Consider the following 6,725-nt stretch of genomic DNA (forward strand, 5'->3'; position numbering starts at 1 on the left):
CCATCACGGCTGATTTAACAAAGGGAACAATCATGAAGGCATTTCTCCTTTCCACCACAGCGGCTATCGCCGTCACACTGGCTCCGGCCACCGCGCTTGTCGCGCAGGAAACCGACACCATCGTCATCGGCACCGATGTGGATGCCGGCACGCTCGACCCGCGGCTGACGCGCGACACGACAGCGTCGCGCACGGCAAACCTGATCTATTCTGGTCTTGTGGAAATCGCGCCAAATCTCGAGGCCGTGCCCGAGCTTGCAGAGAGCTGGGAAAGCCCCGATCCACAAACCATCGTCTTCACGCTGCGGCCCGACCTTACCTTTTCGGATGGCAGCCCGCTGACCGCCGAGGATGTGGTTTTCACCTACGAAACCATCCTCGACCCCGATTTCAATGCGCCACAGCGCGCGCTTTATACCCCGATCGACTCGATCGAGGCCGTCGATGAGCGCACCGTTCAATTCAACCTTTCGGCTCCCTATGCGCCGCTCCTGTCCTATCTGGACATGGGCATCGTCTCCAAGGCCGCCGTCGAAGGTGGCACCGATATCGGGCTCGAACCCATCGGCGCCGGTCCGATGAAGCTTGCGACCTGGAACAGCGGCAGCAGCATCGAGCTTGAAGCCAACGAAAACTATTGGGGCTCGGCTCCGGAAATCGAGAACGTCACGCTCCAGATCATCGGCGACAATTTGGCCCGCGCCCAGGCGTTCGAGGCCGGCGATCTCGACGTCGTCCAGTCCCCGCTTTCGCCGCAGGATATTGAGCGGCTGGCCGGTGACGACCGGTTCGGCAATGCCATCATGGCGGGCCTTGGCGTCACCTATCTCAACTTCAACGTCTCCGATCCGCTGCTGTCGGATCCGGAAATGCGGCAGGCTTTCGCCATGCTGGTTGATCAGGATACCATCGTGAACCAGATCTACCAGGGCGTTGACGAAGTCGCGCACTCGGTGCTGCTGCCGACCTCCTGGGCCTATGACGAGGCGATCTCCCAGCCGGTCTTCGATACGGCGGCAGCGGTTGAAAAGTTCGCCGAACTGGGCTGGACCGATACCAATGGCGACGGCATCCTCGACAAGGACGGTGAGCCGCTCCATGTGGTGCTCTCAACCCACAGCGAAGATCCCAACCGGGTGCAGTCGGTCGAATATCTGCAGGCGGTTTTCCAGTCTGCAGGCGTGGATGCGGAAATCCAGATCAGTGACTGGCCGTCGTTCTCGACCAATTACGTGCAGCAGGGCCAGCACCAGATCGCCCTGCTCGGCTGGTTGAACCTGGTCGATCCCGACCGGCTGCTCTACGCCCAGCTGACCACTGGTGGTTCGACAAACTGGGGCGGCTATTCCAACGACGAAGTCGATGCTCTGCTCGAAGAGGGCCGTTCCAGCCTCGATCAGGCTGAACGCGCCGCCGCCTATCAGGGTGCCGCCGAAATCCTTGCCGAAGAGCTGCCCTATTACATCATCTCGGCCCAGGGCTATCAGCTGTTCTACGCCAACGACCTTCCGGTCGAAGTCGAAGCCAATCCGCGCGGTACGCTGCGCGGCCTGATCGGGCTCTCCGACTGATTGTATCGGACCGGCGCGGGCCCCCGCGCCGGTCATCCCTCCCGACTACGGAGCCCGGAATGACTTTCCATCAGGTGCTCGGCGCCGATTTCTACGCCAAGGTTCACGCCGATATCCGCAAGCGCATGGCGGCTGCCGATATCGATCTGCTGCTGCTCGATTCCAATGACGACGTCATCTATACGACCGGGTTTTCCCACTACACGACCGAGCGCCCGGTGGTCTTTGCGATCACCCAGGACGGCGCCTGGCTTTTGATCCCCGAGTTGGAGCGCGCCCATGCGGCGCATCAGGACATCGCCGCAGAGCCGATCGTCTATTTCGAATTTCCCGGCATCGACAAACCCTTTGACGTCCTGGGCCGCGCCTTTCCCGACATGAAGGGCACCGTCGCCTACAGCCACGCGATTTCGCTGGCCCGGGTGAGCCAGATCGAAGCGGCTTTTCCCAATGCAAGGACGTGCAAGCCGACAAATCTGGTCGGGCAGATGCGGCTCATCAAATATCCCGAGGAAATCATTTTGCACCGTGAAGCGGCGCGGATTTCCGACGCGATGGTCACCGCCGGCGTCAGTCTGATTGCCGATGCCATGGCGTCGGGGGATACGCTGCCGAGCGAGATCGAAATCGAATCCTTTGTTTCGCGCCACGCCATGAGGATCATGCATGAGGAACATGCAGATCTCATGCTCGTGCAGGGACTGGCCAGCGGACTTGTCTATTCGGGCGCCCGCTCGGCCTTTCCGCACGGCATGCCGACAGGCAATCCGGTCAAGCGCGGCGAGAGCATCATTTTATCGCTCGGTTGCCGGGTGGGCGGTCGGGCCGCCGAAAGCGAGCGGACGCTGTTCATCGGCGAGCCGACCAAAGAGCAGGAAGGTCACTATGCAGTGGCCTTCGAAGCCCAGCGCATGGCTACGGCAGCGCTGATTGCCGGGCACACCTGCGCGTCCGCCGACAATCTGGCGCTCGCCTATATCCGCGACAGCGGCATGAGCGAATATCTCGTGCACAGGGTCGGACACGGCATGGGCGTGATGTTCCACGAGCCACCCTGGGTAGAAGCCGGTGACGACACCATTCTCGAGCCCGGCATGGTGACCTCGAGTGAGCCGGCGATCTTCGTGCCCGGCTTTGCCGGCTACCGCATCGCCGACACCGTACTGATCGCCGCTGGCGGCCCCGACAGCATGACAAAATATCCCCGCGCCATCGACCAAGTGGTGATCGGCTAGACCTTTTGAGACAATGATCCTTTCCTCACACACACATTTCAGGTGGACGCCATGCTAGCCTATGTTGCCCGCCGCCTCCTTCTGATGGTTCCCATGGCAATTGGCATGGTGGTCATCACTTTCGGACTTCTGCTGCTCATTCCCGGCGATCCCGCAGCGGTGCTGCTTGGGCAGGAAGCTTCGGCCGAGGCTATCGAGAATCTGCGCAACAGCTTGGGGCTCAATGATCCCTGGTACATAAGGCTCTGGGACTATTTCGCCGGGCTGTTGCAGGGCGATATGGGAACCTCGATCTTCCAGAACCGCCCAGTGGCCTCGATCATTGCAACCCGTTTGGGCGCAACGCTCGAACTGGCCATCGTTTCGCTGCTTCTTGCCACAGTGATCGGGCTGACGCTCGGGGTGATCGCGGCGATCCGGCAGGGCTCCTGGGTCGATACGGCCACCATGCTGTTTGCCCAGCTGGGCGTGTCCATGCCGGTCTACTGGTTGGGGCTGCTTCTCATGCTGGCCTTCGCGGTCATGCTCGGCTGGCTGCCGGCGGTCGGGCGCGGCGTACCGTTGCCCGAAGCGATCGGGGCGATGTTTACCGGCAATTTCCGGCCCATCTGGGATTCGCTCTCCCATCTTGCCCTGCCCGCCATCGCCCTGGCGGCCAATTCGGCAGCGGTCATCTCGCGTCTGGTGCGCGCCGCAATGCTCGAAGTGCTGCGTGAGGATTTCGTGCGTACCGCTTATGCCAAAGGGCTGCGCCGCCCGCGCGTCGTTATCCGGCACGCGCTGCGCAACGCGCTTTTGCCGGTGCTTTCGATCATCGGGTTGCGCTTTGGTGCCCTTCTGGGCGGCGCGGTGCTGACCGAATCCATCTTTGCCTGGCCGGGCCTTGGCCAGCTCACCATCTCGGCGATCTCCCAGCGCGACCTGCCGCTGATCCAGGGCATCGTTCTGACCTTCGCGATCATCTTTGCGCTGGTCAATCTCATCGTCGATCTTCTCTACGCCGCGGTCGATCCGCGCATCAGGCTCGGATAGGACCCATGCGCATCCCAAAGGCTTTGAAAAACACGTCCCTTGTCGTCGGCGCGCTGATTTCGCTCGCCATCATCTTCTGCGCCGTCTTTGCGCCCTTCGTCGCTACGCACGGGGTGGAACAGATGGACATGATCAACCGCTTTGCCTGGCCGACACCGGGCCACGTATTGGGCACAGACAATTTCGGGCGCGATCTGTGGTCGCGTCTGGTCTATGGCGCCCGCGTCTCGCTCTCGATCGCCATCATCTCGGTGGCCTGCGCTGCCGTGGTCGGCACGATCGTCGGCCTGGTCTCGGGCTATTTCGGCGGCTGGGTCGACCAGCTCCTGATGCGGATCACCGATATCTTTCTGGGCTTTCCACCGCTGGTTCTGGCGCTGGCCATCGTTGCAGTGATGGGGCCCGGCATCACCAACATCTCGTTTGCCATCATCATCGTCACCTGGACCGAATACGCCCGCGTGGTGCGCGCCACAACGCTCGTGCTGCGCGAACAAAATTACGTGCAGGCGGCGCGGGCGCTCGGCGCCAGCCCGATCCGCATCCTGTTCCGCGAGGTGCTGCCCAATGCATTCGGCCCGATCATCGTTCTGGCCTCGCTGGGGCTGGGTACGGCGATTATCTCGGAATCGGCCCTGAGCTTTCTGGGGTTCGGCTTGCCGCCCCCGACCCCGACCTGGGGCTGGACGCTTGCCTATGGCACGCGGTTCATCCGTGACGAGCCGTGGCTTTCGATCATTTCGGGCGCGACGATCATGATCACCGTGCTCGGCTTCAATCTCCTGGGCGACGGCCTCAGGGACATCCTCGACCCCCGTCAGCTTTCGCGCAGCGGCGGCAAGTCCAAATAGACGCGATAAAAGGACACCACAAGAATGGTCAAATCCATCAACCCCATTCGCCACAAGTTCACAACGCTCGCCGACGGCTCGGACGCCGTGTTGCTGATGCATGAACTTGTGGGCGAAACGGACGGGCCGACGGTGGGCATTTCCGCCTCGATCCACGGCAATGAGAATACCGGCACCCAGGCGATCCTCGAACTGTTCCGCATTTTGAAGGATACCCCGCTCTCGGGCCGTATCGTTTTGCTGCCGGTGGCCAATCCTTCGGCCTTTGCGGTCAACCAGCGCTTTGCGACCCATGACAAGGTCGATCTCAACCGCCAGTTTCCGGGTTCGGCCAATGGCACTTACAGCCAGCAGCTCGCCCTGGCGCTCTCCAATGAATTCCTGCGCAAAATCGACATCCATATCGATCTGCATTCGGGCACCGATCGCCCGACGGTGGATTACGTCTATATCTGGAACGATGAAGGGCTTTCGCGCGCCTTCGGTTCGACCGTGCTCTATCGCCCGGTTCCCGATAAGCAGGGGACCGTGTTTGCCGGCACCTCCAAGGCCGTGACCATCGAGGAGCGCGACATCCCCAGCGTGGTGGTGGAACTGGGCGGCGGCATCGTCGACCAGACCCCCTATATCGAGCGCACGGTCAATGGCATGCTCAACATGTTGCGGCTGCGCGGCATGATCCCGGGCGACGTGGCGCCCAATCCAAAGCAGGTCGTCTGCAACGAGCTGGCTGGTGTCCGGCCCACCCAGGGCGGCTTTCTCGAACCGCTATGCCCCGCCAACGGCGAGATCATCAAGGGCGGACAACTGCTGGGGCGGGTTGTGAGCCCTTATACGTTCGAAACGCTCGAAGACATTCAGACGCCGTTCGAAAACGGCATCATGATCATGCAGCACCTGACCCGCAACGTCGTTGAAAGCGGCGATTACGGGTTCATCGTGGGCAATCTGGACGGCGCGACCAGCTAACCCGGTTGCGCAAAAGCCCGCCCGGCCGGTTGCCAAGCTGAGGCCGGGCGGCATTATTCAAAAGAGGATGATTGCGATGAGCGCACTCGCCGATACACCCGATCAGACGCCGGCCATCGCGGTCAGCGATCTCGATATCGAAATCCGCGGCGATCACGGATCGTTTCCGGTCGTCCAGGACATGAGCCTGTCGGTTGCGCCGGGAGAGACGCTGTGCATCGTCGGTGAAAGCGGATGCGGGAAATCGATGACCGCGCTGGCGCTGATGCGCCTTCTGCCCGAAGCGGCGCGGGTTGCGGGCGGATCGATCACCATTGCCGGCGAGGATTTTCTGGCCTTCGACCAGCACAAGGTCGAGGATTTCCGCGGCGAAGAGATCGCCATGATCTTCCAGGAACCGCTGACCGCGCTCAATCCGGTTTTGACCATAGGCGAACAGATTGCCGAATCCGTTCGCCAGCACCGCAAGGTTTCTCACCGCCAGGCATTCAAGCGGGCCGTCGAGGCGTTGCAGACCGTCCAGATGCCCGACCCCGAACGCAGGGCGCGGCAATATCCGCACGAGCTTTCAGGCGGCATGCGGCAACGGGCGATGATTGCGCTGGCGCTGGCGTGCGAGCCGAAAATCATCATCGCGGATGAACCGACCACGGCGCTCGACGTCACCATTCAGGCCCAGATCCTTGGGCTGATTTCCGAGCTGCAGCACCGGCTGGGCACTGCGCAGATCCTGATCACCCACGATCTCGGCGTTGTGGCGGAAGTGGCCGACCGGGTGATCGTGATGTATGCGGGGCGCAGGGTAGAGGAAGCCAGTGTCTATGACCTGTTCGACAACCCGATCCATCCCTACACCAAGGGTTTGATGGGCGCGGTTCCGCGCTCGGGCATGGCTGAAGGCGGCCGGCTGACCGATATCCCCGGCACCGTACCCCCGCTCTGGGATTTACCCAAGGGCTGCGCCTTTGCGCCGCGCTGTCCGGGTGCCTCCAAACGATGCCTTGAAGAGCGCCCGCCCCTTGTCGAAAAATCCCCCGGCCACATGGCCGCCTGCTGGGAGCATGACG

General features: G+C 62.0%; 6 protein-coding genes. All 6 read left to right on the forward strand.

Annotated elements, in window-relative coordinates; genetic code table 11:
- Positions 1 to 32 precede the first annotated feature (32 nt).
- Entirely contained in the window at positions 33 to 1,571 is a 1,539-nt protein-coding gene (locus tag AACZ55_RS03725; protein WP_339643207.1) for an ABC transporter substrate-binding protein, read from the forward strand.
- Positions 1,572 to 1,630: 59 nt separating this feature from the next.
- Complete coding sequence (locus AACZ55_RS03730) at positions 1,631 to 2,806, forward strand: Xaa-Pro peptidase family protein (protein ID WP_339643210.1); 1,176 nt, start codon at positions 1,631 to 1,633, stop codon at positions 2,804 to 2,806.
- A gap of 51 nt (positions 2,807 to 2,857) precedes the next feature.
- A complete protein-coding gene (locus AACZ55_RS03735) occupies positions 2,858 to 3,838 on the forward strand; it encodes an ABC transporter permease (protein WP_339643213.1) in 981 nt (326 codons plus the stop codon).
- Positions 3,839 to 3,843: 5 nt separating this feature from the next.
- Positions 3,844 to 4,689, forward strand: a complete 846-nt coding sequence (locus AACZ55_RS03740) for an ABC transporter permease (RefSeq protein ID WP_339643217.1) — start codon at positions 3,844 to 3,846, stop codon at positions 4,687 to 4,689.
- Between the two features lie 24 nt (positions 4,690 to 4,713).
- Positions 4,714 to 5,658 (forward strand): succinylglutamate desuccinylase/aspartoacylase family protein, encoded by a 945-nt coding sequence (locus AACZ55_RS03745; protein ID WP_339643220.1) that lies wholly within the window; start codon positions 4,714 to 4,716, stop codon positions 5,656 to 5,658.
- Positions 5,659 to 5,734: 76 nt separating this feature from the next.
- Positions 5,735 to 6,725: ABC transporter ATP-binding protein (locus AACZ55_RS03750; RefSeq protein WP_339643223.1), on the forward strand; the 991-nt coding region annotated here is incomplete at its 3' end.

It is taken from the genome of uncultured Pelagibacterium sp. (assembly GCF_963972885.1).
Taxonomy (GTDB): domain Bacteria; phylum Pseudomonadota; class Alphaproteobacteria; order Rhizobiales; family Devosiaceae; genus Pelagibacterium; species Pelagibacterium nitratireducens.

What these genes read in the sequence shown, in the direction of transcription:
- AACZ55_RS03725 (WP_339643207.1), top strand. Translation starts at nt 33, where the DNA reads ATGAAGGCATTTCTCCTTTCCACCACAGCGGCTATCGCCGTCACACTG.
- AACZ55_RS03730 (WP_339643210.1), top strand. Translation starts at nt 1,631, where the DNA reads ATGACTTTCCATCAGGTGCTCGGCGCCGATTTCTACGCCAAGGTTCAC.
- AACZ55_RS03735 (WP_339643213.1), top strand. Translation starts at nt 2,858, where the DNA reads ATGCTAGCCTATGTTGCCCGCCGCCTCCTTCTGATGGTTCCCATGGCA.
- AACZ55_RS03740 (WP_339643217.1), top strand. Translation starts at nt 3,844, where the DNA reads ATGCGCATCCCAAAGGCTTTGAAAAACACGTCCCTTGTCGTCGGCGCG.
- AACZ55_RS03745 (WP_339643220.1), top strand. Translation starts at nt 4,714, where the DNA reads ATGGTCAAATCCATCAACCCCATTCGCCACAAGTTCACAACGCTCGCC.